Consider the following 26,909-nt stretch of genomic DNA (forward strand, 5'->3'; position numbering starts at 1 on the left):
ATGAGGTTTTTCAATTATATAAACGGTGAGTGGAGAGAACCTTCTACGAATGCATACGTGAAAAATTATAATCCGCATAACGGGGAAGTACTAGGTGAATTCCCGTTTAGTTCAGTAGAAGATACACGAGTAGCAATCGCATCAGCGAAAGAAGCGTTTCATAAATGGCAAAAGTTATCGTTTCAAGAAAGAGCAAGTTATTTATGGAAAGCGGCAGCTATTTTAAAAGAAAAGGTAAATGAAATTGGCCTAGATGTAACAAGCGAAGAAGGAAAGACGATTGCGGAAGGAATAGGAGAGACGAAGCGGGCGATTAGCATTCTTGAATATTATGCCGGGGAAGCGAATCAACCGATTGGAGAGCTGATCCCGTCTGCTAATGAAAGTACAATGCTTTACAGTAAACGTGTAGCAGTAGGGCCAGTTGGATTAATTACACCGTGGAACTTTCCAATTGCGATTCCAGCGTGGAAAATGGCGCCGGCACTTATTTACGGAAATACGATTGTCATTAAGCCGGCCGAAGTTACGCCAAAATCGGTGTACCATCTTGTAAATGCCTTTCATGAGGCAGGCATTCCAGCAGGCGTTATAAATTGTGTATTCGGAAAAGGCTCTGAAGTTGGAGCAGAATTAACGGGAAATCCGGATATAAAAGCGGTATCCTTTACTGGTTCTAATCACGTTGGAAACATCATTCAAAAAGCAGCGGTTGAAACTCAGAAAAAAGTACAATTAGAAATGGGCGGAAAAAATCCGTTAGTTGTATTAAACGATGCCGATATTGAAAAGGCGGTAAGTATTGCGATAAAAGGTGCGTTTATGTCAACGGGGCAAAAATGTACCGCAACAAGTAGAGTAATCGTGGAAGAGGATATTTATGAAGCGTTCAAGGGTCGACTGTTGCAGCGCACTGAAGCTCTTACAGTTGGGAACCCGCTAGAACAGGATACATTTATGGGCCCATGTGTTTCCAAGGGTCAGCAGCAATCTATTTTATCAATGATTGAAGTAGGAAAAGGAGAAGCTAGCTTACTGTATGGAGGTAGCGTGCCAGGCGAAGCTAAACTGGAGCGAGGGTGCTATGTTTTACCGACTATTTTTGAAAATGTCGATAAAGATGCACGCATTGCGAGAGAAGAGATTTTCGGCCCAGTTATATGTTTATTTAAAGTGAATAGTTATGAAGAAGCAGTTTCTTTAGCGAACGATACAGAATACGGACTCAGTGCATCGATTTGTACGAATAATTTAAGTTTATCGCAAAGGTTTATTGATGATATGGAAGTCGGAATGGTACACGTGAATTCAGAAACTGCAGGAGCAGAACCACAAGTTCCGTTTGGCGGAATGAAAAACTCTAGTGCTGGACCGCGTGAACAAGGAAAAGCGGCGAAAGAATTTTATACGAGAATAAAGACAGTATACGTAGATCAAGTATAAGCGATAAAAAACATAGTAACGGAGGATGAAATATGCGTAAAGGGACATTTTTTATGGCAGGACATTCGAGACTTCCGAAAGGGATGGCTGTTCGCAGTATGTACGAGACACTAACAATTACAATTGAGGCAGATCATAAATATCATGTCATTATTGAAGCGTCATGTACGCTTGCGACAGAGCATGGTAGAGACTTCGTCGCTCAAATGTTGAGAGGGCATAGTTTGCAAGATGGTATTGAAGAAATCGTTCAAGATATTATGGACCATTATCAAGGAAAAGCGCAAAATGCTATCGTTAGTGCGGTAAAGGATTTACATCGCCAATATGTAAGTTATTTAAATGATGAACAGCCTGGGCGTGAGTACGAGGAAACAACACCATAAAAACTGTCTAGTTTGTATAGCTATAAACGAGAGCCAGTTGTATTTCTTTTAAAGGGATACGACTGGTTTTTTATATTGAGGAGGCAAGGAATATGAAAAAGTTAAATGAAGTTCAAACTGTGAAACAAGAGGAGAAAAAAAGAGGATGTGCTGAAAGTAAGGGTATTTGTAAAATGTGTAAAGTATGTCGAGAAAATAATAAAAAACGAATTGACAGTTAGAATGTTATGAATTATTATTTAATTAATAAGATCCATACGAGAAATTAGCCTTCTCTATATTCGATCTTGCTTTCCTGTTTTACAAATATTTTCATACAAACTGTCTATTATTATTGTACTTTAAGAGATTAAAGAACATTCGTAATTATGAGCCAGTTATACGTTTCTACGATTTTATGTCGTGGATGCGTATGACTGGCTTTTTCGATGTTAGGGCAGTAAGACCGAATCTCAGCATAAGAAGATAAGGATAACTGTCTGTAAAAAACGTCAATAAGTTCTTCATATTTAAATTAGGGAGGAATTGAAATGTCGATTATTACAGAACAAAGTACGAAGATGAAATTTGCAAAGAAATATGAGGGATATGAGATTGTTCCTCATCCGGAGCATAAGCGTTTATATCATATCGTGTTAAATCAGCAATTGCTTAAGCAGTTTTTTGAAGAGGTAAAAGAGCATTCAGAGCAGTCATTACAATACATTCCTTATTCTCGGTTTAATCTTGCGGATGGAATGAGAAAGATTTTTGGGCAATCATTTATGGATAACATTCGCGGCATTGTTCATGACCGTGAAACGGGCGGATTTACAATTGGGGTACAAGGTGAAACGGCAGATCCAGCAGACTACGTGAAATTTGCAACAGCGTTAACACATTTAATCGGGGAGCCAAACTTTGATGCAATGACAGGAACGTATTATGCTAGATTTAATGTGAAAGATACAGATAGCAGTGATTCTTACCTTCGTCAAGCGTACCGATTGTTTACACTTCATACAGACGGTACATTCGTTGATGAACCGACAGATTGGCTTCTTATGATGAAAATTGAAGAACAAAATGCAGTAGGAGGGGAATCCCGTTTACTACATTTAGATGATTGGGAAGATCTTCAGAAATTTAGAGATCATTCGCTCGCATCTGTTAAAGTTACGTATAAAGCACCACCAAGTAAAAATGCGCAAGAAATCGTCTATCGTGAAACGTTTTTTGATGTGAATAACGCACCATGTATTTGTTTTATTGATCAGTTCGCTTATCCAGATAATATTGAACAAGCAAACTATCTGAAAGATTTATCATATTCTGTTGAAAACTCACCAGCAACACATGCATTAAAATTACCAATTGGTGATTTAGTTCTTTTAAACAATTTATTTTGGATGCACGGAAGAGCTGCGTTTGAGAAAAATAAAGATTTATATAGAGAACTAATGCGTCAACGTGGTTGTTTTTCTAAATAATATGTACGGCGGGTCTTTTAAAGAGACCTGCCTTTTATACTATTAAGGGGGAAGTAGGATGTATGACTTTATAATTATTGGCGGAGGAATTGTTGGGCTTTCAACTGGAATGGCTTTAACGAAAAAATTCCCTCGTGCGAAAATCGCGATCATTGAAAAAGAAAAGGAACTTGCACATCATCAAACTGGACATAATAGCGGAGTAATTCACTCTGGAATTTACTATAAACCAGGGAGTTATAAAGCGAAGTTTGCTAAAGAAGGAAATGCAGCTATGGTTCAATTTTGTAAAGAAAATGACATCGCTTATGACATGTGCGGAAAAGTAATTGTCGCTACAGAAAAGGACGAACTTCCTCTTTTACATAACTTATATGAAAGAGGCTTACAAAACGATTTACATATTGAAAAAATAGGTAAGGAAGAATTAGCTGAAATTGAACCTCATGTAAAAGGACTTGGGGCAATCCGTGTTCCTTCTTGTGGGATTGCTGATTATAGAGGAGTAAGTTATGCGTTTGCTCGCTTAATTCAGGAAAGCGGTGGGGAAGTACATTTTGGAACAACCGCAGAGCGTATTACTGAGAAGAAAGACGCTGTAACAATTGAGACAAATCAAGGTGTATTTAAAACGAAATTTCTCATTAACTGCGCCGGCTTACATAGCGATCGCATTGCGAAAAAGACAGGGATATTAACGGATATGAAAATTGTTCCGTTTCGTGGTGAATATTACGAACTTGTCCCAGAAAAACGCCATCTTGTAAAACATTTAATCTATCCAGTTCCAAATCCAGAATTCCCGTTTTTGGGTGTTCATTTCACAAGAATGATAAACGGAGACGTACATGCAGGACCAAATGCAGTATTAAGCTTCAAACGCGAAGGCTATACGAAAACGGACTTTGATATTAAAGACTTCATGGAAACAATGACATACGCAGGCTTTTGGAAAATGGCGATGCCCAATATGAAAGAAGGCATAAAAGAAATGGTGCGCTCATTTAGTAAACAATCATTCCTAAAAAGCTTACAGCACCTAATACCAGAACTTACAGAGAAAGATATCGTGCCAACCCATGCAGGTGTAAGGGCACAGGCTATTTTATCGAACGGAAATATGGTTGATGACTTCTGCATTATCCCTGGCATCAATTCTCTACATATTTGTAATGCGCCATCCCCAGCCGCAACGGCTAGTATAAAGATTGGTGAGGAAATTGCTAAGCAAGTGCCGGATGTGGTGGCGGTTAGGGTATGATGGGGTCCCCCGAGGTTTCGGGGGATTTTTTTGTTGGGGTTAGGTGTGTGGGTTTGAAATAAAGTTACGATGTTGCTAAAAAAGATGCAAAAAACAAATAGCGCTACATCACTTTGTTAAGTTAAATTAAGTAGTGGCCCTTGCAATAGAGAAGTCCATGCTATTTTCGCAAGCGAATTAGTGCATTCTTATTTCCTACCACTCAAAATCATTGCATTTCCTAATACTTTTTTGTTCAATAAGAGTTTTGGTAACTCCATTTCTTCAGCAAGCTTGTAGCTATTCAATTCAGATACACCATGTTTCTTTAAGACATTTAAGAGCTCTATTTCATCCCCAAATATTTTTTCATCCATAAACAAATCTAAGAAAACAAATTCACCACTAGGTTTTAACACTCTTAATGCCTCTTTAATTACTTCAGTTTTATTTTCTCTATCTTTTACTTCATGAAATGTTAGACAGCTTACAATTATATCAAATTCATCATCAGTAAAAGGGAGTTCTGCAGCACTTGCTTTCAGAAAATCAATTCTATCAGAGACCCCTTCTATTTCAGCATTCTGTTGGCATTGGGATTTGGAATATTCCCAATTTCCGCCCCAATAATCAATTCCAGTTAGAAAGGACTTAGGAAAAGTCTTTGCCAGTTTAATAATCAGTGAGCCACTACCGGTTCCTATATCTAGTATTTTTTCTTTTCCACCCCAATTCACCTTGGCAACAATTAAATCATGTATTTTTGACTGATAATTCCCACCAAATGCTGCAAATTGGTAAACTGAATAAGAAAGTATAAATGCTATATAAATAAAAGGTAACGCAAAAATACCTGACAGGACTCGCAAATATAAATTAACAGGTAATAATGTTACCAAGAGAAGAATGAGTGAAATAACCAAAAAAATAATTAGTTTGTAAATTCGTATCCAAGTTTGATATTTAGTTTTTGTTTTCAACATATCAGCCATCCTTAAATAACCTATCTTTTGTTTACTATAATTATATAGGAAATAAATAATCCCGTCCTATAGTTTAAGTACATGACTTCATAATCCCCATCTATTTTAATATTAATATCCAATTATTTTAGAAGAGACCCTCAACAATCTGGCCCGTTTGTTGCAAAAGAAAAGGAGGTGCCACAGCACCTCCCAAGAACGAATATGTAGCTTGAATTCCACAATGAATAAATGACTTTTTAATGGCTTATGAACATACACACACACCGCTGATTATCGCTCTACTTCATAAGTAATCCCATACTTCTTCAGTTTCTTATATAAATTAGCCCGGGACATGCCTAACTTTTTCGCAGCGATGCTTTTATTTCCGTACGTGTCTTCGAGAGTTTGTACAATTCTAGTTTTCTCTAAGTTCTTTTTCTCATCAGTGAGTGAGCGCTCTGTATGATAGACAGATTTTTGCGAAGGTAATAGTTGTAAAATATTCGCTTCACGTATTTCTTTCCCGTCATGAAGGACAATTAATCTTTCTATTATATTGCGTAGTTCGCGAATATTACCCGGCCAAAAATATGTATGTAGCCTGTTCATTGCTTCTTGATGAACGAATGGAGCGGGCTTGTTATATTTAAAAGAAAATTCCTTTAAGAAATGATGAGTTAAAAAGGAAATATCGTCTGTTCGCTCTCGCAGCGGCGGGATGTGCGCCGTAAAAACATTTAATCTATAAAACAAATCAGATCGAAACGTCCCGCTGAGCACCATGTCTTCTAAAATACGATTCGTTGCGGCGACAATTCTTACGTTTATTTTTTTCGGCGTTTGTCCGCCAATCCGGTAAATTTCTTTTTCTTGTAAAGCGCGAAGTAGTTTTACTTGCATATCAAGCGGGAGCTCGCCTACTTCATCTAAAAATAAAGTACCGCCATTTGCTAATTCTAACTTTCCTGCCTTTCCGCCCTTAGCGGCTCCAGTATATGCTCCGGATTCATAACCAAATAACTCACTTTCAAATAGGGCGGCAGGAATGGCGCCGCAATTAATCGGGATAAAAGATTGCTTACTTCTCAGGCTTGCTTCATGAATGGCCTGGGCAAAGAGTTCCTTCCCAACGCCGCTTTCGCCTGTAATTAAAATCGTCGCATCTGTTTTTGCTACCTTTTTCATGTTGTGGATTATGTGCTGAAGTGTTGCGTTACTTCCTTTAATCGTGCTGAAGGGGTCATCTTGTTGATGCTGAATCATTTGCTTTAATTGCTGTAATTCTTCAGAAGTAGAGGATAATTTTTCATTTAACTTAATCGTTACGGTAATATCTCTTTCTACAGACATAGATCCAATTAATTCATTGCTTTCGTCATAAATAGGAGTCGTACTAATTAATACATGCTTATCTGGCCGAGGAAGATGATAAATATCTCGAACCGGTTGCCCGCTCTCAAGAACTTTCAAATTCATAATATCTTCCTTTGAAAAAAACTCTTGCACATTTTTGCCGATAATATCTTCTTTTCTTATGTCATACATTTTTTCTGCTGCCTCATTCCAGTACAACATAACGCCCTTCGTATTTACGATAGAAATCGCTTCTTCCACGTAAGAGAGGAGTGTATGCAACGTTGGAACTGCAAAGTTATCGAATTGTTTCATAGTGTATCCCCCAAAGTTTTTATAAAAAAGTAGACAGTGGTATACAGATTTGTTGCCAAAAGGATACACCTTTTTCTGAAGAATGTAAACAAATTAACGCTCTACACTTTGGCATGATATTTGCAATGGAAATGGTATAAAGATATGAAGGAGAGATAGAAATGAAGATTAGTAAAATATACACAACAATTGATGCTCACGTAGCTGGGGAACCACTTCGAATTATTACGGGCGGAGTGCCAGTGATAAAGGGAGAAACACAACTAGAAAGACGCGCGTACTGCATGGAACATTTGGATCATCTTCGTGAGATTCTTATGTATGAACCGAGAGGACATCACGGGATGTACGGTTGTATCATTACTCCGCCTGCAAGTCCTCATGCTGATTTTGGCGTATTATTTATGCATAATGAAGGCTGGAGTACGATGTGTGGTCATGGCATTATCGCTGTTATTACAGTTGGAATTGAAACAGGTATGTTTGAAGTAACAGGTGAAAAACAAAAATTCATTATTGATAGCCCTGCTGGGGAAGTTATTGCGTACGCAAAATATAACGGAAGCGAAGTTGAGTCAGTATCATTCGAAAACGTTCCTTCGTTCGTATATAAAAAAGACGTTCCTATCAAAATAGATGACTATGAATTCCAAGTAGATATCGCGTTTGGCGGAGCATTCTACGCTGTTGTAGACTGTAAAGAATTTGGTTTGAAAGTAGATTTCAAAGACTTATCTGCTATTCAAACGTGGGGCGGTAAAATTAAACATTATATTGAAAGTCAAATGGAAGTAAAGCACCCACTTGAAGAAGATTTAAAAGGAATATACGGCGTTATTTTCTCAGATGAACCGAAAGAAAAAGACGCTACTTTACGAAATGTCACGATCTTTGCTGATGGGCAAGTAGACCGTTCCCCTTGTGGCACAGGAACTTCCGCAAGAATCGCAACCCTTTTTGAAAAAGATGCCTTACAAAAAGGAGAGATTTTCATCCACGAATGCATTACTGACGGCAAATTTGAGGGAGAAGTATTGTCGGTAACAGAAGTAGATAAATATGAAGCTGTCGTTCCGAAAGTAACGGGGAATGCATTTATTACAGGATTCCACCAGTTTGTTGTAGATCCGAGGGATGATTTGAATCGGGGGTTTTTGTTAGGATAGAAGGAGGAGGTGAACAAATATGCTAGTCATAAGCGCAAATGAACAAAGAAACTTAGTAAATATGAACGAAGTCATTGAATACGCGTCGCTTGCTTTAAAAGAGTTTTCCGCAGAAAGAACGATCACACCAATACGCGGCTCATTACCATTTGCGAACGAGCAAAATACCGCATTAATTATGCCTTCAGTAGCGGAAGGACTTGGGGCTCTTGGTTTAAAAGTAGTAACAGTAGCTCCTCATAATAAAAAGATTGGAAAGAAAACGATAAACGGGATCGTTATGCTATCAGATTTTCAAACGGGAGAACCGCTCGCACTTTTAGAAGGTTCGTACTTAACGATGATCCGAACAGGCGCTTTATCAGGTGTAGCGACAAAACATTTAGCTCGTCATAACGCGAAAAACTTATGCATTATCGGTACAGGGGAACAAGCGAAAGGAATTGCAGAAGCTGTACTCGCCGTTAGGGATATCGAAAAAATCATTCTATATAACCGAACGGAAGAAAAAGCCTATGCATTTGCACAATATATACAAGAGAAATTCAATAAACCTGCATACGTCTATTCCAATGCAAATGAAGCAATAAGCGAAGCAGACATCATCGTCACAACAACGAATGCATCCACACCAGTCTTCACAGAAACATTGCAAAAAGGCGTCCACATAAACGCCGTCGGCTCATTCAGACCGAGCATGCAAGAACTACCATCCCATGCTATCGCTAATGCAAACAAAGTAGTAGTCGAATCAAAAGAAGCGGCACTAGAAGAAACGGGTGACCTTCAAGTTCCGATCAAAGAAGGCTTATTCGAAGCGAGCAACCTCCACGCCGAACTCGGTCAAATTATAAGCGGAGAAAAAGCCGGCCGCGAAAACGATGAAGAGATTACTATTTTCAAATCAGTTGGTTTGGCAGTAGTAGATATTATCGTTGCGAAGTATTTGTATGAGAAAGCGGTGGAGCGTGGGGTTGGGAGTAGTATTGAGTTTTGAGAGACTGCCTTTTGGTAGTCTTTTTAATTTGGATTAAAAGTTACTTTATTTGGTGATTCATATATTTTTGTGCATGAAAGTGTATTGAGATTGTGGTGTTCTTTTTGTTTATAATGCGTGTATGGATCTCAAATGTGATGTGTAGTGATTGCAAAGAAATGGAGATTTAATAAGAGAGGAATTTAGGGTTATTAAGGGGAAATCCTTAGGAATAATTATGGCTATTCCTAAGGATTGCAACAACGGATAAATAAGAGTATGCAATTTTATAAAGAAGCTGATGGTAATCTAGAGGAAGAAATATGCTCTCTCGTAATTACACGCCATAGATGTGATGCAAATAAATCAGGTAGTGCAATCATAGTTTGATTGAATTTGATTGAAAATTTCGGATCAATTTGTTGTAAATTTCGTGTAATAACAGCAGCTTCCATAGGGGTATCTAATTGTACAAATGAACTTAATTCCATGTAGTGTTCTTCTTCAATATTATTTTCATAATCTGCTGTTTCTACTATGCCTGTAGCAATTCCCCTTGCGATAATTCCTTTTCCGTTGCTATATAAAAAAACTAAGTCATTTGGGCGAATAAGGCTGATGTAGTGTTTCCAAGGGGAATAGTATGCTGCGCATTTTTCTAGTTGAAGCATTTGTTGTTCACAATCCTGATTATGGGTAAGATTGGTATTAATAATATAGGCATTTCGCATTTTATTTTCTCCTCTCCTCTCAAATGAATACAATTTATTATACCATGTATATCCAGTTGGGGGTGATTAAGTAAAATATGGAGTATATGAAGGTTGTTGCTAATTAGGTGTGTGCAATTTGGAAGTTATGGAGAACCTATTAAATCTAATGTTAAAATAAGAGTATGTTATTATGCGCGGTAACAAAGGAGTTTTACATAATTACAACATCAATGTGGTGTGAGGTATAAAAAATACATGTACTGGAAATTCAGAAGGTTGTATCATGTATAATATATTGAATTATTAACATGAAATGAGTGATATAATATGAGTTTTCGATATTTATATTATCCAACGATGACATTTCCAAATAATGATTGGCTAAAGAGAGTTCTGCTTTATTCAGATGGAGTAGCGTCAATTGTCCCTTACGAGTTACAAAATATGATAGGGTACGATTTTGAACTACTACAGGATCTTGGAGAATTTAGTATGTTAAGTCCTGAGCCATATCTTTGGAATAAAGAATTTGAAAATGAAGTTATAGAACACTTTAATTCTAAAGAGTATCAAGATATTGTTGCAAAGTTAAAAGGAAATCAGTATTTTGATATCCATCAGTCTAAATTATCATATGCAATGACAGACTTATTACAAAGGCATCAAATGTTTGTTGAAGATGGTGATTGGTACAAGGTTCCAAAAAAAGTAGCTGATAGTTATATGGGAATACTAGCTAAGCATATGGGGAGATACCATGACTATATACCTACAACAGATAAAATGGTACATGAAAATTTAATTTATGCTACAAGAGATAGACATGCAGGAAGAATTGCTGGGAAAATCAGTCTATTAAATTGTCTTCCTGTCCCTTCAAGGCAAACACCTTTTGAAGACATTATTGCTTTTAAAAGAGAGCGAAGAGAAGAGTTATTGACTTTTAGGCAGATGTTATTAAAAAATGTACAGGATTTAAGTAAATGTGATGATGAAGATGAATTCAGATTGCTTGTAACAGTTTTTCAAGAAGAAATGGAACAGGAAACACTTAAAATACAAAGGCTTTTAAAGGAAAAACGGATTAATTTTATGTTGGAGGGATTTAAATCGTTATTAGAAGTAAGAAATCCGCTTATGTGGGCAGCAGCATATACTTTGTTAACAAACAATAATATGTCTCAATCAAGTAGTATATTAGCGGCTGGGGGATTGATGGTAGGATATCAATATATAAAAGCGCGATCGGAAGTAAGAAGTGATTTAATTAATTCTCCTTATGCATATATTTTTCATGCTCAAACTCGATTTGGCGCACCAAGTTATAATTCCCGTTCAATCTCACTTAATCAAAAATAGGTGGCTCATGGTTAGTATATATAGGAAATGGGAAAGGGGTAAAATTAAAAGAGCAAGTAAAATCATTTTGTAAAGACATCTAATTCAGTTTGGGTGTCTTTTATTTTCCTTTGTTTTAAAGTGAAAACTTCTCTAGTATAAACTAAAACAGGGGTGAACAGGGTTAACTGTACTTTGGTGCAATTAATAGAGAAATGAATTTATTGACAAATGCTGGAGGGAAAGAAACATGCTGACATCATAAGAATATATTGTAAAAAGAAAGCGAGAAGATCAAATAAACGAACTGGATAAAGATGAATGAATAGAAAATTCGCAAAGGCGTGTGAGTTATGTCTTTGAGTATTTTAATAATTATTTGGACATTACCAAGATGGAAGAACGGACAAGTCTTAACAATGAAAGACTTGAAAAGTACAGCATATTTATTATGCCTATCATAACCCAATACCGCAGAGGTAAAGAAAAAGAAGGCTTATCCTATGGCATTGCTGGATTTTTGTCCATTACCTGAAAACAAAAGAAGCTTGTGTAAGTAAGTTTTCGGTTTTGGGTATATATATTAGGATATAGTTTCAAAGTTTGATAGGGATTTTTGTAATGAAAGGGATAGAAGAGCTTGGAATATGGAACGGGAAAATGTATACGACAGCTGTATGTTTTAAGATGAAAGTTATATTATTGCTGTTAAGAGAAGTTTTGTATATGAATAAGTAAATAATATATGTGTTTTAGAACATATGTAATATAAAGGTATTTACATAATAATTTGTATTAAAAAAAGTACTCATTTACATATTACCTAATTCTCATTGAAATGTGGAAAGGGATTCGGAAAAATATTATTACTCTAACTAAGGGGATATAGAATATATCCTATAAAATGGAATGATTTTGTTATAGGATAGTAATTAGATATTGTTATATAAAGGGAGGGGTATATAAATGAGTAATCATGAAAATGTGAAATTTGACCAAATTGATGATTTGTTAAAATCTATTTACGAGATGCTGTCCAATTCGAAGTTACCCGAAATGATAAAAGGAAAAATAAAAGAAGAACTTAAACAATTGAAGGAATTTGCATTGGATGCGAGACCTGCAAGAATTGCTATAGTAGGGAGAAGAGGAGCGGGAAAATCAAGTTTTATCAACGCCGTTTTTAGTGAATTGAGAGCTGAAATTGGTGATGTAAAGGCGAGAACAGGTATCGGGAAGTGGCATACATATAAATCTAATTCAGGTAACCTGGAAATACTTGATACAAGAGGATTAGGTGAAGCTGATCGACCAGAAGAAGAAATTTCAAAGGTATCTGCAATAGAAGAGGTACAAACTTCAATAAAAGAAAAGTGTCCAGATGTAATATTGTTTTTAAGTAAGGCTAAAGAAGTGAGTTCAAGAATCGATGAAGATATGATGCAACTTCTAGAATTGAAGAGAGCGATTCAGCAAGAACATGAATATGATGTACCAATCATAGGAGTTGTAACTCAAGTGGATGAATTAAGTCCAAAGTCTGTGAGTACTCCCCCATTTAATCATGAAGTAAAACAAAAAAATATTGATGAAGCGATAGGGGTTTTATCAACAAAATTATGTGACACCGTTTCAAATCCAGTTAAAGTGATACCTATTTGTTGTTATGTGGAATTTGAAAATAATGAAATAGTGTATGATATAAGATGGAATGTAGATACTTTATTAGATTATCTTATTGAACAGTTACCCAATGAGGCGCAAATGATTCTGGCAAGGTTGTCAAAAGTTAAAGCTGTTCAGAGAAAAGTAGCAAAGCGAATAGGGAAGGCGATTGCGGGGATAACAGGAGGTATTGGAGCAAGTCCAATACCATTGGCTGATTTACCCATAATAACAAGTTTGCAGATGGGAATGGTTACTTCTATTGCATTAATTAGTGGGAGAAAAGTTGATAAAAAGGGAGTAATTGAATTCTTTGCCGCTTTAGGATTAAATATGGCTACAGGGTTTGTTTTAAGACAAGCAGCCCGTCAATTACTAAAACTTATTCCTGGTGCGGGTAACGTTATTTCGGGGGCAATTGCTTCAGCAGGTACATACGCTTTATGTGAAGCGGCCATCGAGTATTTTATAGATGAAAAGCCGATGAACAGTGTAAAAGAAGCATATAAAGATGTATATAATACGAAGAAAAATGAAGTTGAAAAGAAAGTAGTGTTAAATTAATAGTAACAAAAAAGACCTTCAATTAGTTTGGAGGTCTTTCCTATTTTAACGCTTAATTCAAACCATATTTCATGCATAACTAATTTCCAACCGAATGAAGAGATAAGGGGCTTATCCTTTTTGTTTTAAAGAAAGAATATTTACTTTTTAACGTTTCGGTATATCATTCCTACTCCTTTACCGAGTATTTTTTTGGGAAAGTGGGACGAGACCCTTTGGTACATAAGGTTTGTCCTTTTGTCGGTGAATAAAAAACATTCTGATTCTTAACCTCTCGGTAAAAGGTTGAATGATTTACTTATTATTCGGCAAAAGGATTAATAATTGACTATTTTTCAAAGATTAATAGCTATCCTTAGGGTAAACAATGCATACAGATCAGATAGCAAGTGAGGTTATATTTTTAGGGTTATTCTCTGATTGTTAGGTAAGTTATTATATTACATTTGTTAAGTAACATCTGTTTGTTGATATCTTTTAGGAAGCGTTTGGAATTTAACTAATATCATATTTCAACAGTGAAACTCTATGTATCACAACATAGAGTTTAGTTTGTTAAAAAACAGAGAAATCTATATATAGTTATAATTGATTGTGTGTAATCTATATACGGTTTATAATATTTGTAGAGAAATTAGTGTAAAGGGGAAAGAAGTTTGGGGAATATTGAGTGGTTAGTAAAATATGAGCGAGAAGGTACAAGTTTAGATTTTAAAAGAGAACAATATCAAAAAGAAAACAATAAAGATTTAATAAAAGATATTATGTCAATGGCTAATGCACCGACTAAAGGTGAAAAATATATAATTGTCGGTGTCAAAGATAAAACAGACGGAACAAAAGAATTTCATTCTATTTCTAGAGAAAGTTTTGTAGATCAAGCAACTTATGAACAAATAATTAGAGAAAATATTGAACCAACTATTGAATTTTCATATTTTCCATTTGAATTGGATGGATGCTTACTTGGTGTATTTGAGGTTGGTCCGTGTAATAATCCGCCTTATATGATGAAAAAAGATTTTCAAGGGTTAAAAAAAGGAGATTGTTACATTAGGAGAGGGAGCCAACAAGATCGGTTAACGAGGCGAGATTTAGATGAATTGCTGTTATTTCGATTACATCAGTATTTAAATGGGAAAATTTCAGTTGGTTTTAATAAAAGATTAGAGACAAAAATAGTTATAGAAGGAAATCAAGAGGTAAAGTTTCCTTCTGATTTAGCCAAAGAAAAAATTGAGGCAGAATTGAATAGGAGAGAAAGAGAGGGGGAGGATGCAATGTTCGTTCTCCAGCATATGTGGGTTCCTCCTTTTGGATCATTACCTTATGAGAAAAGAAGTACAGAAGAACTGAGAGGAAATTTAAAAAATGTCAAAGAAAATTATAATGATGATGACTGTTATTATGTGGGTGAAGAGATTTCAAATAAATTTAATATAATCCTTCGAAATGACGGCGATAAATATTTAGAGGATGTATCTATTCGGATGAAAATTCCAAGAGAAGATGGGATTATTGTGATGGATCGCATTCATACGAAGCCACTATCAGGTATTCAAGCATTGCGTACATCTCTTTCAGGGGGAGAAATGGCAAATACGATGTATTATCCAAGTGTGGAAAAAGAAGAACATTATTATATTGTTGAAGCAGAAATCGGTGCACTCAAACACCAACAGAAAACGGAAGCTTTTGGTGAAGAATTAAGGGTGGCGTTTGGTCCGAAAGCTTGTGGGAAAGTGCTTAATTGGGAATACACAATATATGCTAAAAACCTTCCAAAGCCCATTGTTGGGGAACTCACAATAGAAGTTGGAAAAAAGGAATTATGATAATTTCTTTTATATGGATTACAATTTTGAGAGAAAAAATAACATAAATGGTATAATTATATAATAGTAAATTTTGAAACAGTGAAAGGGTTTTATGATGAGAATAAAATGGATTGAGATTAAAAATTTTAGATCAATTAAAGATTCAGGTAAATTTTTTTTGAATTCAAATATAAGTATACTCGCTGGAAAAAATGAATCAGGAAAATCAAACGTTTTGAAAGCATTGAAAGCATTTGGAGAAAACAAGTTTCGAGAAGAAGATATAAGTCAACATTTAGATAATACTGAGAAATCTGCAATTAAAATAGCTTTTTTAGTTACAAAAGAGGAATTGAGTAATATAGAAGAGATACAAAGATTGGAAAAAGAAAGTTATATTCTTGAAGTAACTAGAGATGGAAAAACTACGGGTTTCAGTGGGGAACTTTGTGAAAAGCTCATAGTGAATGGAACAGCGAGTAAATTAGAAATGTATAGAGGAGAGATAGATGATCTGTTAGAAGAATTGAAAGAAGAATATGAAGTAATAAACTTAACGGAGTCTACGGACGATGAATATATTGAATATATAAGAGCCCTATTATGGGATGAAGTTGGAGAAGAATATATCCTTGAGAATCCAGATAATGAAGAAAAAGTTTCCTTACTCAAAAAATATTATAATGCATTTAAAGAAACCTTGGAGTATGAAATTGAAATTCTAGATTATTTGGAAGATATTTTACCTACGTTTGTTTTGTTTAACTCTTTTGAGGATATGTTACCAGAACATGTAACAGAAGATGAAATAGAGGAAAGCAAGATTGTGAATCGCTTTTTTAAACTAACAGCACACGATCCGAAAAACTTATTTGAAGAAGAGCATGGTTTGAAGAGACGTAAAATAACAGATAAGATTTCAACCTTGGTTTCAGGAGATTTTCAAGAATTTTATACCCAAGATAAGGTGAAAATTGAAGTGCATTTAGATGGTGAGAAGATCCATTTTATTGTTTATGATGAGAATGAGCTAACACCATTTTCTCCAAAACAGCGTAGTCAAGGATTTCAATGGTTCTTATCATTTTTCTTAACATTAAATGCGGAGAGTAGGAAAAATTCTATCATACTAATTGATGAACCTGGCTTGTATTTGCATGCTAAGGCACAAGAAGATGTATTGAGAGTTTTGGAAAAGTTATCTAACCATCATCAAATTGTTATGACAACACATAGTCCATATTTTATAGATCCTAATCGTTTGGAACGAGTAAGTTTGGTTCTTAAAAACAAAGACAGTTGTACTTTTGTTGAAAATAAGATTCATAAAGGGAAAGATCAAGAATCCTTAACTCCTATTATTACTTCAATTGGATTAGATTTAACTAAAAGCCTAACATTTTCTAAAAATTTTAATTTGCTAGTAGAAGGAATATCCGATTATTATTATTTGCAAGCTGTTAATAAATATTTAAAAAAGTTTACAGATATAGCGGAGTTTAATATAATTCCATGTCGTGGAGCCAGTACTATTCCTAATGTAGCGAGTCTTTTGATTGGATGGGGTCTTAATTTTACAGCAGTAGTGGATTATGACAATGAAGGAAAGAAGACAATAAAACAGTTGGAAAAATTGGGGCTAAATGAAGGAAGTTTTATTTTTGTTTCAAAAAATCGTGATGAAGCTATTGAAGATTTGTTTTCAAAAGATGATTTTAAATCGTATGTATGCACTGATGCAGATCAAAGATATAGTAATTCAAGAAATGCAAGTAAATTTAACAAGGTACTATTGGCAAGAGATTTTAATCAAAGAGTAATGAATAATGAAAATATAATGTTATCTGAGGAAACGCTTTCTAGATTTCAGGAACTCTATAAAGCATTAAATCTAATTAAAGAAGAAGTGTTTATAGTATCATAATTATGGTTTGTTAATTCATTTTTATAAATTATTTGTATATTAATGAATAAAAGGTTTAACATAGTTGGAAAAAACGGGCCATTAAAAAGGCTCGTTTTTTTATACTTACAGTTAGCGTATACATTTGAAATCGAGCATAAGTATAAATGAATACCGAAAAATTGGGATTTGTAAGTGGATTTTGTGAACCAAATTCGAAGTAGGTGAAATTCTTGCAGTCTTATGCAGTTTATGTTCGTGTATCAACGGATCGAGATAAACAACGTGTTTTTAAAGATGAAGGAATTAGTGGTACCTTATTTGTAGATCGTCCTGCTATTCAATTGTTACTGTAAGAAGCGAAAGTAAAAGAAATTGATATGGTTGTTTTTAAATCGATTTCTCGTTTAGCAAGGGATTGCTATTCATCAGGATGGATCAGTAAATATTAGATATACATTTGTAGTTTCATGATATATGAAAAAGATTGGGGGAAACGAAACCCCAATCTTTTATTTTATATAATGTATGAGATGGTTTTCCCAAATTTGTTTAATAATATTATCGGGTTGCATCGGTTGATTTTGATTATGAAGACCTATTAATCCTTTAAGAGCCATCTCATTGTTATTGTTAACTTCACAAGAAAGCATTCCATTCATGGTATTATCGTTGAATGGTTCAAGGTGATGTCCAAAAGAAAAATTAATGTTTGAGCTACCTCCAAAGGAGGAACCTAACCATATTTTTACTCCTGTTTTAAGCATTCCATTAACATATATTTTATATATATGTTTTTTGTCGTTTATAACATCTTGTGTATATTTAATGCTTGGATCTTGTGTGTTAATATGTTGAAAAAGTTGTTCTAATTGATCGTTGATTTCTTTATAATTCTGGAATAAAAACATTTCTTTATCTAAATCTGTAACAGTATTCAAGCTTGCAAGAGATACATAAGAGAAATCAATTGATGGCTGAGATTCTTTTAGAATTGTTTTTCTTGGTTGTAAATTTGGGATATCTCCAATGGGAGCCTCCTCATAAAGAGGTACTTGATAAAGTCGATGTAATAACTCTTCAAATTTATCTTCAAATTGTGTATCGTCTGAAAAATCAATTGCATAGTAACCTTTCAAATGGAATGGAAATGCATTTGAAAATGATTCTTTATGACGTAATATAAAGATTAATTTTTTTGGATTCTCTTGTAGAATTGGCAGAGATAGTGTTGTTTCAAAACCGACGCCACCCTGTAAAGAATCTGCTTTTTGAGCATAATTCTCTGTTAAAACTATAATAATATAGTCATTATTTTTCATGTTTTGAATCATCATTGTATTTAGATTGGTTGTTGCTTGTTGGGTTATCATTTTATCGATAGTACAAACGACTCCTTTGTTTCTTAATGAGTTGTTTAATTCAAAAACCCATTGTTCGTGTTGTGGATTATCCCAACTGTAACTAATAAAAGCTTTTTTTCTTTCTACAGACATGAACTCAGCTCCTAATATGATTGTTAAATATAACTTAATTATATTTAACAATCATGTAGAAAGTAAAATGAAATACTTCCTTTTTTTGCAAACACTACGCATCTCAAATGTAATGCAAAAGCTAGTGTTAAAGGGCATTCACAAGTAGTTGTTGAACTCCTTCGCAAGGGAGAGCTTGAATGATAAGAAAGCAGCCGACTTTTATACAAAGAGTCGGCTGTTTTTCTGTTTATTTAATACTCTAAAGATACACATCTTAAAGAATATAAGATATTTATGTTCAGAACGCCTTGGTAATTGAATAGAGAAATGAGTTTGGAAAATAGATTAATTTTAGTTAGAGAAGAAGAACTTAGAAAAACATCTAATCATATTATTAATTTGAATGAAAATTTTAATATATCTCAGTATTTGATTCTATTGGAGTTGTCTTTGTTTGTCCCTTCTTTTCCAATTGGAGAAGAAGGGACAAAGTTTTATGAAGGAGTAAATTTAGACACCAAGTATGCAGCTTGTTTACCATTCTCGCCATTCTTCTGTGATGTCTTCTTCGGATTCTAAGCCAGCTATCCGTGCTGCTGTATCGATAAATTCATAGAGATCTTCTCTTTCCATTGTTTCGATAAAATAGTCATGTTCTTCATTTAATTCATTTATATTAACAACTACTTCTTTAACGACTTGCATTATTTCGACTTCGGTTGGATTCTCTCCCAATAGCTCTAAATTGTTAATGTAAGTGTCGAGAACTTTATTTGTTGCACTTATATTTTCTTCAGTGAAAAACTCCCCATCTTCATCATTCTCAATCCATGGGGTTGTGGGTTTGTTTTTTTTCAATTCATCAAATGTCATGATAACCTCCTAAAAATGTTTTTTTATCTTTAATCTCATTCTACATTTTCAATTATATATAACAACCATTTCAGAGAAAATTTCTGTAGGCTATTAGTTTTTTAACGCATTTTGCGAGTCTATCTTTTCGTGGTCTTTTTATTTTACCCCCCGCATAAATATATTTTATCGCAAGAATTCATTGATAGATTTCAAACTTTCCACATATACAAAAAAGTTTGACTTTACATACGGGTAGTGGTAATTTAAAACCTATAAGAAAACTCGGTATTAATTCCGAGTTTTCTTATAGGTGTAAATAGTCGAGAGGGGTCGAAATATGAAGAAGAAGTTGTTTGCATTACCATTTGTCCTACTATTACTTATTGCATTAGCGGCTTGCTCAGGGGAGAAAGATTCTTCGAAGCAAGCAAACACTAGTAAATCAGGGACTCCGAAAGATGGAGGAACGTTAACAGTTGGTGTTAGTGATAATCCAGATACGATGAACCCGCTTTATGCGAATGATCGAGTGTCGTTAACTGTGCAGCAAGCTTTATATGCACCGCTGTATCATATGGAAGACGGTAAGAAAAAGTTTGTTCTTGCTGAGAGCTTTACGCCTTCAGAGGATCAATTAACATGGACTTTAAAACTAAAAGATAATTTGAAATGGCATGATGGTAAGAAAATTACATCAGACGATATTGTATTTACATTCCAATCTATTTTAGATGAGAAACAAAATAGTTCAAGCCGTGAAAACTTTATTTTTAAAGGAAAGCCGCTTGAGGTGAAAAAGGTGGATGAGCTAACGGCTCAATTCGTTTTACCACAAGTAAGTGCATCTTTCGAAGGGGTTATGAATGACTTTTTCCCAATTCCGAAACATGTATTTGAAGGTGAAGCGGATTTAGTGAAGAGTAAGAAAAACCTACAACCTGTTGGATCAGGTCCATTTAAATTAAAAGAGTTTAAATCAGATGAATATGTTGCGCTAGAGCGATTCGATGATTATTTTGCTGGTAAAGCGAAATTAGATTCTATCGTGTACCGCGTTGTAAAAGACCGTAATACAGCAAACGTTTCACTACAAAATGGCCAAATCAATATGAAGATGATCGAACCGCAAGACTTTAAGAAATTAGATAGCACTGGGAACTTCTCAATGGTGACATTCCCTGAAGGTAGATTATTCTACTTAGCTTATAACTTTAATACAGATCTTATGAAGAAAAAAGAAGTGCGCCAAGCAATTGCGCATGCATTAGATAAGAAAGAAATGATTAACTCAGCATTCGTTTCTAGTCAATTTGCAGAACCAGCAAATTCAATCTTAACGCCAGACGCTATGTATTATGCGAAAGATATTAAAGAGTATAAGTATGATCAAAAAGAAGCGAAAGATTTATTAGCAAAAGCTGGTGTGAAAGATAAAGAAAAAGTACGAGTTATGTATGTAACGAACAATAAAATTATGGAAAGTTTAGCGCTTTATACACAGCAAAAATTACAAGAAGTTGGCTTACAAGTTGAACTAAATGCATTAGATGCTAGTGCGGCAAGTGAAAAAGGCTTAGATAAAGAGAATAAAGAATATGACATTACATTCGGTGGTTACATAATGGGACCAGAGCCAGATTCATATAAGAGTCTGTACTTAAGTAATGCGGAATACAATTATGCACGTTATAAAAATGCTGACTTTGATAAGTTATGGGAAGAGGCTGCAGTTGAAACAGATAAAACGAAACGCGCAGAGCTATACCATAAAATCCAAGATACAGCGAGAGAAGACTTACCTTATCTTCCAATCGCATATCCGAAAGCAGTTATTGCAGTAGATAAAAAGTTTGATGGATTAAAAGAAGCAAAGGCAATTCCTGTCACAATGTTTGAAGATCTATCGAAAATTTATGAAGTGAAATAAGAAACTGTAAAGAAGCTGGTGAAAATCAGCTTCTTTATCCCGCTTTAATGGGCAGTAAGACTCCCACCTCAAAACTTGGCGAATGCGAGGAAGTTAGGTGGAAGTCCTGCTGATTAAAGTTTCACTTTATCTTGAGGGGGGAAGTTTGTGTATAAAGTAATTGCAAAGAGGCTTTTAAATGCGATTCCGCTTTTATTTGTTATTTCTATTATTTCTTTTCTATTAATAAAACTAGCGCCGGGCGATCCCGTTCGAAACTTTGTAACGCCGAATATGAGTCCGATTGACGTTGAACGTATTCGCAAAAGTTTAGGACTAGATCAGCCGATTTACGTGCAATATTTTTTATGGTTAAAAAATATTTTAACAGGGAATTTTGGATACTCACTTCAAAACCATCGTCCTGTTTTAGAACTTATTACAGAAAGATTACCCGCAACAATCGGGTTAATGGGATCATCTTTACTCGTCTCATTTGTAATCGCAATACCGCTTGGGTTATTTACAGGTGTGAAAAAGAACTCGTTCTTTGACCGCATTGTGAACTTCATCTCCTATGTGGGAATCTCAATGCCAGTCTTTTGGTTCGCGTTACTATTAATCTATTTATTCTCTTTAAAATTGAACATGCTTCCGAGTATGGGTATGCGCACAGTCGGTCAAGATTCCTTCTGGGATATTGTCCAGCACGGCATTTTACCTTGCATGGTGCTAGCGTTCCAAAACATCTCTGTCTATATGAGATATATTCGCTCAAGTACCATCCAGCAATTAGAGGAAGATTACGTACAAATTCAATATGCGTACGGTGCTTCACAGAAAACAGTTTTATTTAATCACGTACTTCGAAACGTATTAATACCGATCATTACAATTTTCGGATTATCCATTCCAAGTTTAGTAGGCGGAGCGTTCATTACGGAAACAGTATTCTCATGGCCGGGACTTGGTTCACTCGGGGTGAATGCTATTTTTAGATTTGATTATCCAATTATTATGGCAATCACATTATTATCATCGTTCATGTTAATTCTCGGTAATTTAATTGCTGATATTTTATATGGCGTAGTAGATCCACGCATTCGAATGAGGGGGTGATTTGGAATGAACAATAGGAGATTTCAAACGATAAAAAATAGTTTTACAAAAAATAAGTTTGTAGTAATGGGAGTTATTATACTGGGTGTTTTAACAATCGCGTCTCTTTTCGCATTTGTATCGCCGTACGATCCTAGTAAAATGTCGATTCCAGATCGTTTACAAGAACCGAGTTTAAGTCATCCTTTCGGCACAGATGATTATGGAAGGGATTACTTAACGAGAGCGTTATATGGCGGACGAGTTTCCCTTGCGGTTGGTTTTCTAGCGATGGTTGTTTCCATTACAATCGGCACCGCAGTAGGAACAATAAGTGGATATTTTGGCGGAAAGTTAGATGACTTCTTAATGCGAATTGTTGAAGTTTTAATGTCAATTCCTTCGTTCTTTTTAATGCTGTTATTAAATGCGTATTTAAAACCAGGAATTACAACGCTTGTTCTTATTATCGGATTATTAACGTGGATGGATACCGCGCGTATCGTAAGGGCAGAAACGTTATCTGTAAAAGAGCGTGAGTACGTGTTATACGCAAAAGTATCTGGACAAAAATCACTCATGATTATTGTAAGACACATCATTCCTAACATTTTATCAACCATTATAATCGCAGCGACATTAACAATTGCGACATCTATTTTAATGGAATCATCACTTAGCTTCTTAGGTCTAGGTATTAGAGAACCAGATTCTTCTTGGGGCAGCATGCTAAATAATGCGCAAGGATACATAGGTGAAGCTTGGTATTTAACACTTTTCCCGGGGTTCCTTATTTTATTAACAGTACTAAGTTTTAACGTAATCGGTGAAGCGTTGAAAAAAGCTTTCGCACCAAAAGGGGCTCATCATGAGAACTAATGCTTTAAGTGAGGGGGAGTGAAAAGCGTGTCTGAAAAACTATTGGAAGTAAAAAACTTAAAGACTTCTTTTTTCATAGAAGACGGCGAAGTAGAAGCTGTTCGCGGCGTTTCATTTAGTTTGAAAAAGGGTGAAGTCGTTGGGATTGTTGGCGAATCGGGAAGCGGAAAGAGTGTTATGGCGAAATCCGTTATGGCTCTCGTTACGTCGCCAGGGAAAGTGAAAGAAGGAGAGATTCTTTTTCAAAATGAAAACGTGCTTTCTAAATCGGAAAAAGAATTACGTTCTATTAGAGGAAATCAAATTTCACTCATATCCCAAGATCCAATGTCAGCATTAAACCCAGTTGTGAAAATTGGTAAGCAAATGACGGAAGTAATTATTCGGCATCAAAAAGTGAAAAAGAAAGAAGCACAAAATATCGCGGTCAACTTACTAAAACAAGTCGGTCTTTCTTCACCAGAAGAAAGGGTAAAACAATATCCGCATGAACTAAGCGGCGGTATGAAGCAGCGGGTTATGATCGCAATGGCAATGTCTTGTAACCCAGACCTTCTCATTGCGGACGAACCGACGACAGCGCTTGATGTAACGATACAAGCGCAAATACTAGATTTAATGAAAAACTTAAAGAATGAAACGAATATGTCGTTGCTTCTTATTACGCATGATCTTGGAATTGTTGCGCAAAACTGTACACGCGTTATTGTGATGTACGGCGGGCTTATTATGGAAGAAGGACCTGTACTTAATATATTCCAATCGCCGAACCATCCATATACGAAAGGGCTATTAAACTCTCTGCCGAAAATATCGAACGGCGTAAAAGAAAGACTAGCGCCAATTCAAGGTGTAACGCCAAACTTATTACATCCGCCGAAAGGATGCCCATTCGCAGAGCGTTGCCCGCATAAAATGGACATTTGTGAAACAGAACGTCCACCATATTTTGAAATCGGAAACGGAAGACGCTCTATGTGCTGGCTAAACGATAGGGCGGTAGGTGATTCCCATGCATGAAGAAAACTTAATTGAAGTTCGGAACTTAAAAAAGTATTTTCCTATTAAAAAAGGACTATTCGGCAGAAAAACAGAGCAATTAAAAGCAGTCGATGACCTTAGCTTCACAATAAAAAAGGGTGAAACATTCGGATTAGTAGGAGAATCAGGCTGCGGAAAATCAACGACAGGAAGAAGTATCATTCGCTTACACGACGTCACTTCAGGTAACATTCTATTCGACGGAAAAGATATCGCAGATCTAAAAGAAAGCGAACTAAAAGATTATCGAAAAAGAATGCAAATCATTTTCCAAGACCCGTACGCATCATTAAACCCGACAATGAATGTATTCCAAATTATTAGCGAACCGATGAACATTCATGGCTCTTACGAAAAAGAAGAACAAAAAGAAATCATTTTAGACCTGCTGAAAAAGGTAGGCCTAAAAGAAGAACACTTATATCGCTACCCGCACGAATTTAGCGGAGGCCAGCGCCAGCGCATTAGCATAGCGCGCGCACTATCTGTAAAACCAGACTTCATCCTATGTGACGAACCAATCTCAGCACTCGATGTCTCAGTCCAAGCACAGGTCGTAAACATGCTGCAAGACATTCAAGAAGAAACAGGCGTCACATACTTATTCATCGCACATGACCTATCCATGGTAAGACACATATCAGACCGAATCGGAGTCATGTACTTAGGAAACATAGTAGAAATTGCCGACAGCGAAGACTTATACACAAAACCGGCACATCCATACACACAAGCACTACTCTCATCTATGCCAGAACCAGACCCAACAAACGCAGGCAAAGAACGAATCATCCTAGAGGGTGAAGTTCCAAGCCCGCTAAACTCACCATCCGGTTGCAAATTCAGAACGAGATGTAAATTCGCAACCGAAAAATGCGCACAGGAAGTACCGAAAATGGTGGAGATTGCGAAGGGGCATGAGGTGGCTTGTCATTTGTTTTAGGGGGGAAAGCATCGGGGGGGGACCTGGTGCTTTTTTCTTTTGTGTGGGGGTGTGGGATTACTTGTAGACTAATGGTCAGTGAATGTCTATATTTGCATCTCCTATCATATAATTCCCCTTATTTTTTAACTATGATTTTAATGACGAACTTCTTTTTGTTGGGAAAGCACGTAAAGTAAGACAACGTATTAAAAAGCATTTTGAAGATAATGTATCACCAATTAAAAGTCATCGTGATGAAGTGTATTGTATTGATGTATGTATTGTAGAAGATCCGATGGAAAGAGAAATTTACGAAACATATATGATTAACGAATTTCAAGCGAAGTATAATGTGGATAAAGTATTTTATAAATAACATCAACGTAAAACATGATCTTGGTACTACATCAAGATCATGTTTTTTATATGCAATAAAAACGATTGATTATTCTTAATCATTCGACAAAATACAACAATTTAAGATCATATTTTTTGCTATGATAAGTAAGGAATTTATATATCGTGTTATTGGGGGATAAAAAGAGATGTTGAAAAAATTTACTACATGTATTTTAGGTGGCGCTTTAGTATTCAATTTATCTGGTTGCGGCAATACATCCGACAAAACTTCTTCAGAATCTAAAGAAACCAATTCTAAACAAGAAGAAAAGAAAGTGCAAACAACTGATGAGGCGAAAACGAAAGAGAATACAAAGCAGAAAAATACAGAACAAACAAAAGAGAAATCAAAAATAAAAGAAAAAGAGTATGCTGTAAACAAGGATTTTCATACACCTAAATTTGATGTAACTGTAAAAAGAGTTGTAGAAAGAGATAAGGTTGGTAAAGAAAGTATAGGATTCCAAAAACCTGAAGATGGACATGTCTTTATTGTTGTAGAAGCAGAAGGGAAAAACATCACAAACGAACCGATGAAATTAGCCGTTTTACCATCAGTGGATTTAGTGGATGAAAATGATAATGCTTACCAAAGTGATGTGTGGGCAGCTAGTAGTTATGGGGTTGAAAAAGGCGAGACCTCTACTATTACTAAGGAATTAAAACCAGGGGAGGTAAGGAGAGAAAGTAAAGTTTACGTGATTAATAAAGAAAAATTTGATACAGGAAAATGGTATGTACTTGTTAACCATGAGTATAAGGAACAAATTAAGTAGTGTTTATTTATTAAGAGGAGATGGCTCCTCTTTTTTTGTTACAAGTTAACACAGAATTTCGTTATGAGGGACTGCCTTTTGGTGGTCTTTTTTGCATAAAATCTTGTAAAACAAGAAAAAGTAGAATATTAATATTCTAATATTCAATAGAAAGATAAAACGTTTAAAAGTTCAGAATAATACATTATAATGTGTTTAGTAAAATTAACCAATATATATTTTGCTCATTATGTATT

Annotated in this window: 22 protein-coding genes and 3 pseudogenes; 20 read left to right on the forward strand and 5 right to left on the reverse strand. The window is 35.3% G+C overall.

The window, feature by feature from the left end:
- The 5 genes from EXW56_RS04545 (at position 1) to lhgO (ending at position 4,559) form a co-directional block, all read left to right on the forward strand.
- On the forward strand, positions 1-1,443 hold the full coding sequence (locus tag EXW56_RS04545) for an aldehyde dehydrogenase family protein (RefSeq protein WP_215597221.1): 1,443 nt from the start codon (positions 1-3) through the stop codon (positions 1,441-1,443).
- A 32-nt stretch (positions 1,444-1,475) separates the two neighbouring features.
- Complete coding sequence (locus EXW56_RS04550) at positions 1,476-1,829, forward strand: DUF3870 domain-containing protein (protein WP_002114774.1); 354 nt, start codon at positions 1,476-1,478, stop codon at positions 1,827-1,829.
- A gap of 92 nt (positions 1,830-1,921) precedes the next feature.
- A complete protein-coding gene (locus EXW56_RS27830; RefSeq protein ID WP_002201607.1) occupies positions 1,922-2,050 on the forward strand; it encodes a hypothetical protein in 129 nt (42 codons plus the stop codon).
- Positions 2,051-2,359: 309 nt separating this feature from the next.
- Positions 2,360-3,298, forward strand: coding sequence for a glutarate dioxygenase GlaH (gene glaH, locus EXW56_RS04555; RefSeq protein ID WP_002201606.1), 939 nt, complete (start codon positions 2,360-2,362; stop codon positions 3,296-3,298).
- A gap of 58 nt (positions 3,299-3,356) precedes the next feature.
- A complete protein-coding gene (lhgO, locus tag EXW56_RS04560; protein ID WP_002201605.1) occupies positions 3,357-4,559 on the forward strand; it encodes an L-2-hydroxyglutarate oxidase in 1,203 nt (400 codons plus the stop codon).
- 188 nt (positions 4,560-4,747) lie between these two features.
- Here lhgO and EXW56_RS04565 read toward each other — a convergent pair whose 3' ends face one another.
- On the reverse strand, positions 4,748-5,521 hold the full coding sequence (locus tag EXW56_RS04565; RefSeq protein ID WP_215597222.1) for a class I SAM-dependent methyltransferase: 774 nt from the start codon (positions 5,519-5,521) through the stop codon (positions 4,748-4,750).
- A 273-nt stretch (positions 5,522-5,794) separates the two neighbouring features.
- Entirely contained in the window at positions 5,795-7,174 is a 1,380-nt protein-coding gene (locus tag EXW56_RS04570; RefSeq protein WP_215597223.1) for a sigma-54 interaction domain-containing protein, read from the reverse strand.
- A 161-nt stretch (positions 7,175-7,335) separates the two neighbouring features.
- On the opposite strand from EXW56_RS04570, the gene EXW56_RS04575 reads away from it, so the two are divergent.
- The gene (locus EXW56_RS04575) at positions 7,336-8,340 is read left to right on the forward strand and encodes a proline racemase family protein (RefSeq protein ID WP_215597224.1); all 1,005 of its coding nucleotides are present in this window, start codon (positions 7,336-7,338) and stop codon (positions 8,338-8,340) included.
- Positions 8,341-8,359: 19 nt separating this feature from the next.
- Positions 8,360-9,337: an ornithine cyclodeaminase family protein gene (locus EXW56_RS04580; RefSeq protein WP_215597225.1), complete on the forward strand. Its 978-nt coding sequence runs from the start codon at positions 8,360-8,362 to the stop codon at positions 9,335-9,337.
- A gap of 266 nt (positions 9,338-9,603) precedes the next feature.
- Here EXW56_RS04580 and EXW56_RS04585 read toward each other — a convergent pair whose 3' ends face one another.
- A complete protein-coding gene (locus EXW56_RS04585) occupies positions 9,604-10,047 on the reverse strand; it encodes a hypothetical protein (protein WP_215597226.1) in 444 nt (147 codons plus the stop codon).
- 309 nt (positions 10,048-10,356) lie between these two features.
- On the opposite strand from EXW56_RS04585, the gene EXW56_RS04590 reads away from it, so the two are divergent.
- The 5 genes and pseudogenes from EXW56_RS04590 to EXW56_RS04610 form a co-directional block, all read left to right on the forward strand.
- Complete coding sequence (locus EXW56_RS04590) at positions 10,357-11,388, forward strand: DUF6236 family protein (protein ID WP_215597227.1); 1,032 nt, start codon at positions 10,357-10,359, stop codon at positions 11,386-11,388.
- Positions 11,389-12,333: 945 nt separating this feature from the next.
- Positions 12,334-13,596, forward strand: a complete 1,263-nt coding sequence (locus EXW56_RS04595; RefSeq protein ID WP_215597228.1) for a GTPase family protein — start codon at positions 12,334-12,336, stop codon at positions 13,594-13,596.
- A 656-nt stretch (positions 13,597-14,252) separates the two neighbouring features.
- On the forward strand, positions 14,253-15,431 hold the full coding sequence (locus EXW56_RS04600) for an ATP-binding protein (RefSeq protein ID WP_215597229.1): 1,179 nt from the start codon (positions 14,253-14,255) through the stop codon (positions 15,429-15,431).
- 97 nt (positions 15,432-15,528) lie between these two features.
- Positions 15,529-17,337 carry an ATP-dependent nuclease gene (locus EXW56_RS04605; protein ID WP_215597230.1) on the forward strand — a complete coding sequence of 603 codons (1,809 nt, stop codon included), beginning with the start codon at positions 15,529-15,531 and terminating at the stop codon, positions 17,335-17,337.
- Positions 17,338-17,540: 203 nt separating this feature from the next.
- Positions 17,541-17,747 (forward strand): annotated as a pseudogene (locus EXW56_RS04610) (recombinase family protein); the annotation flags it as partial.
- Between the two features lie 81 nt (positions 17,748-17,828).
- Here the strand turns inward: EXW56_RS04610 and EXW56_RS04615 are convergent.
- Positions 17,829-18,812, reverse strand: a complete 984-nt coding sequence (locus EXW56_RS04615) for a toll/interleukin-1 receptor domain-containing protein (protein WP_215597231.1) — start codon at positions 18,810-18,812, stop codon at positions 17,829-17,831.
- A 97-nt stretch (positions 18,813-18,909) separates the two neighbouring features.
- Here EXW56_RS04615 and EXW56_RS28050 point away from each other — a divergent pair.
- Positions 18,910-18,995, forward strand: a pseudogene (locus tag EXW56_RS28050) (hypothetical protein); the annotation flags it as partial.
- 333 nt (positions 18,996-19,328) lie between these two features.
- Here EXW56_RS28050 and EXW56_RS04620 read toward each other — a convergent pair.
- Positions 19,329-19,667 carry a hypothetical protein gene (locus EXW56_RS04620; protein WP_215597232.1) on the reverse strand — a complete coding sequence of 113 codons (339 nt, stop codon included), beginning with the start codon at positions 19,665-19,667 and terminating at the stop codon, positions 19,329-19,331.
- 319 nt (positions 19,668-19,986) lie between these two features.
- Between EXW56_RS04620 and EXW56_RS04625 the strand changes: the two genes are divergently transcribed.
- The 7 genes and pseudogenes from EXW56_RS04625 (at position 19,987) to EXW56_RS04655 (ending at position 26,673) form a co-directional block, all read left to right on the forward strand.
- Positions 19,987-21,576 carry an ABC transporter substrate-binding protein gene (locus EXW56_RS04625; RefSeq protein WP_215597233.1) on the forward strand — a complete coding sequence of 530 codons (1,590 nt, stop codon included), beginning with the start codon at positions 19,987-19,989 and terminating at the stop codon, positions 21,574-21,576.
- A 147-nt stretch (positions 21,577-21,723) separates the two neighbouring features.
- Entirely contained in the window at positions 21,724-22,674 is a 951-nt protein-coding gene (locus EXW56_RS04630) for an ABC transporter permease (protein ID WP_002035186.1), read from the forward strand.
- A 6-nt stretch (positions 22,675-22,680) separates the two neighbouring features.
- Positions 22,681-23,532, forward strand: coding sequence for an ABC transporter permease (locus EXW56_RS04635; RefSeq protein WP_215597234.1), 852 nt, complete (start codon positions 22,681-22,683; stop codon positions 23,530-23,532).
- A gap of 27 nt (positions 23,533-23,559) precedes the next feature.
- Positions 23,560-24,552, forward strand: coding sequence for an ABC transporter ATP-binding protein (locus tag EXW56_RS04640; RefSeq protein ID WP_215597235.1), 993 nt, complete (start codon positions 23,560-23,562; stop codon positions 24,550-24,552).
- The gene (locus tag EXW56_RS04645) at positions 24,545-25,516 is read left to right on the forward strand and encodes an ABC transporter ATP-binding protein (protein WP_215558047.1); all 972 of its coding nucleotides are present in this window, start codon (positions 24,545-24,547) and stop codon (positions 25,514-25,516) included. Before EXW56_RS04640 ends, EXW56_RS04645 begins: the two co-directional genes overlap by 8 nt.
- A 136-nt stretch (positions 25,517-25,652) precedes the next feature.
- Positions 25,653-25,874 (forward strand): annotated as a pseudogene (locus EXW56_RS04650) (nucleotide excision repair endonuclease); the annotation flags it as partial.
- 169 nt (positions 25,875-26,043) lie between these two features.
- Positions 26,044-26,673: a hypothetical protein gene (locus tag EXW56_RS04655; protein WP_002069205.1), complete on the forward strand. Its 630-nt coding sequence runs from the start codon at positions 26,044-26,046 to the stop codon at positions 26,671-26,673.
- The last annotated feature ends 236 nt before the right edge of the window (positions 26,674-26,909 follow it).

This window comes from Bacillus mycoides (genome assembly GCF_018742245.1).
GTDB lineage: Bacteria > Bacillota > Bacilli > Bacillales > Bacillaceae_G > Bacillus_A > Bacillus_A cereus_U.

Excerpts from the sequence above, each read along its gene's own strand:
- EXW56_RS04585 (WP_215597226.1), bottom strand. The coding sequence starts at position 10,047 with ATGCGAAATGCCTATATTATTAATACCAATCTTACCCATAATCAGGAT.
- EXW56_RS04545 (WP_215597221.1), top strand. The coding sequence starts at position 1 with ATGAGGTTTTTCAATTATATAAACGGTGAGTGGAGAGAACCTTCTACG.
- EXW56_RS04655 (WP_002069205.1), top strand. The coding sequence starts at position 26,044 with ATGTTGAAAAAATTTACTACATGTATTTTAGGTGGCGCTTTAGTATTC.
- glaH (WP_002201606.1), top strand. The coding sequence starts at position 2,360 with ATGTCGATTATTACAGAACAAAGTACGAAGATGAAATTTGCAAAGAAA.
- EXW56_RS04645 (WP_215558047.1), top strand. The coding sequence starts at position 24,545 with ATGCATGAAGAAAACTTAATTGAAGTTCGGAACTTAAAAAAGTATTTT.
- EXW56_RS04595 (WP_215597228.1), top strand. The coding sequence starts at position 12,334 with ATGAGTAATCATGAAAATGTGAAATTTGACCAAATTGATGATTTGTTA.
- EXW56_RS04590 (WP_215597227.1), top strand. The coding sequence starts at position 10,357 with ATGAGTTTTCGATATTTATATTATCCAACGATGACATTTCCAAATAAT.
- EXW56_RS04565 (WP_215597222.1), bottom strand. The coding sequence starts at position 5,521 with ATGTTGAAAACAAAAACTAAATATCAAACTTGGATACGAATTTACAAA.
- EXW56_RS04580 (WP_215597225.1), top strand. The coding sequence starts at position 8,360 with ATGCTAGTCATAAGCGCAAATGAACAAAGAAACTTAGTAAATATGAAC.
- EXW56_RS04570 (WP_215597223.1), bottom strand. The coding sequence starts at position 7,174 with ATGAAACAATTCGATAACTTTGCAGTTCCAACGTTGCATACACTCCTC.
- lhgO (WP_002201605.1), top strand. The coding sequence starts at position 3,357 with ATGTATGACTTTATAATTATTGGCGGAGGAATTGTTGGGCTTTCAACT.
- EXW56_RS04635 (WP_215597234.1), top strand. The coding sequence starts at position 22,681 with ATGAACAATAGGAGATTTCAAACGATAAAAAATAGTTTTACAAAAAAT.
- EXW56_RS04605 (WP_215597230.1), top strand. The coding sequence starts at position 15,529 with ATGAGAATAAAATGGATTGAGATTAAAAATTTTAGATCAATTAAAGAT.
- EXW56_RS04615 (WP_215597231.1), bottom strand. The coding sequence starts at position 18,812 with ATGTCTGTAGAAAGAAAAAAAGCTTTTATTAGTTACAGTTGGGATAAT.
- EXW56_RS27830 (WP_002201607.1), top strand. The coding sequence starts at position 1,922 with ATGAAAAAGTTAAATGAAGTTCAAACTGTGAAACAAGAGGAGAAAAAA.
- EXW56_RS04550 (WP_002114774.1), top strand. The coding sequence starts at position 1,476 with ATGCGTAAAGGGACATTTTTTATGGCAGGACATTCGAGACTTCCGAAA.
- EXW56_RS04620 (WP_215597232.1), bottom strand. The coding sequence starts at position 19,667 with ATGACATTTGATGAATTGAAAAAAAACAAACCCACAACCCCATGGATT.
- EXW56_RS04625 (WP_215597233.1), top strand. The coding sequence starts at position 19,987 with ATGAAGAAGAAGTTGTTTGCATTACCATTTGTCCTACTATTACTTATT.
- EXW56_RS04575 (WP_215597224.1), top strand. The coding sequence starts at position 7,336 with ATGAAGATTAGTAAAATATACACAACAATTGATGCTCACGTAGCTGGG.